The organism is Emticicia sp., assembly GCF_049241225.1.
GTDB lineage: Bacteria > Bacteroidota > Bacteroidia > Cytophagales > Spirosomataceae > Emticicia.
In genome coordinates, this window is the sequence record NZ_JBMLRC010000210.1 from 1 (window position 1) to 1,400 (window position 1,400).

A 1,400-nucleotide genomic window follows, 5' to 3' on the forward strand; every position below is an offset into this window, starting at 1 on the left:
GTTAGTTTACGAGGAAGTTTCATCGCAATATGGCTAATCAGACAAACAGAACAAGCTCGGTGACCAATTTCTACTGGCGAAATTGGCTCTTTTCTGCTCTGAATACAGTCGAGCCAGTTTCCGTGTTGTTCGGTACTTTTATACAAATGAATTTCGTTTTCTCCGATTACAGATTCAAGAATTTTTGGGTCACTGGCATCGAGAGCCTTGCTACTTTTAGCTTTAGAAACGGGGTCGCTGGCTGAAGCAACATAATCTCCACGAGATACAAAAATCCAACCTTCTGTTCCTTCGTATCTAATTCCATTCGGGAAGCCTCCGCTGGTGTACATTGTTACACCGTTTGCGTAATCGGCTTTGACCATAAAGTCGCCGTGTACATTCCAGTTACCACTTTTTGGAAATTCGGCTACAGCTTGCAAGGTTGTTGGGCCCGTATATTCGGTGTCCATTCCCCAAGCGGCCGAGTCGAAATGGTGTTGTCCCCAACCTGTAATCATTCCTGCTCCAAATTGCTCGATACGTAACCAACCTGGGCGGCCATAACCTACTTGTGGATGTACTGCGTTTTCAGTGTATGGCATTTCGGGAGTTGAACCGAGCCACATATCATAGTTGAAGCCTTTTGGAACCGGCATAGTTGGGAAGGAAGGCCCTGCTGGGTCACCTGGAAGGCCAACTTTTACGGTATGTAATTTCCCAATACGGCCGTTACGCACTAATTCAGCAGCAATTCTAAATTGGGGTGAAGAACGTTGTTGTGTGCCAACTTGCAAAATTCGGCCTGTTTTTTTGATAACATTACTCAATAATCGACCTTCTGCAATTGTCAGTGAAGTTGGTTTTTGGAGGTAAATGTCTTTTCCAGCCAGAGCAGCTTCGATGGCTGGTTGAGCGTGCCAAAAGTCCGGTGTACTGATAATTACAGCATCAATGTCTTTGTTAAGAAGCATTTCACGGTAATCATCATACATTTTTACATCAACATATTTATCTTGTCCCGTTTTTTTCTTGTAATAGTTTTCTACGAGCAACTTACCATCTTTTAGTCGATTTTGGTCTAAATCACATACTGCCATCATACGAGCCACGTCGTGCTGCATTGTACCAACCATGTCGTGGTCACGGCCGATACGCCCACAACCTATTTGACCAATATTGATTTTATTGCTGGGGGCATTTTTACCGAAAACCGTTGACGGGACGATTGTCGGAATGCCGATTGTTGCTGCTGCAACTCCTTTTAGTGTTGTTCCAATAAATTTTCTGCGTTCCATGTTTTATGTTAGGTTTGAATGATGATTTTTTGCTTGAGCCGATTATAAATCGGCAATTGTTTACGAATAGATTTAAAATCTGAGAACCGTATTTTATCAGTTTTCCAATAACTACTCTGTCTT

1 protein-coding gene is annotated in these 1,400 nt (G+C 42.8%); it reads right to left on the minus strand.

Annotated elements, in window-relative coordinates:
* Positions 1 to 1,277: Gfo/Idh/MocA family protein (locus ACOVO2_RS11630; protein ID WP_421770137.1), on the minus strand; the 1,277-nt coding region annotated here is incomplete at its 3' end.
* Positions 1,278 to 1,400: the final 123 nt, after the last annotated feature.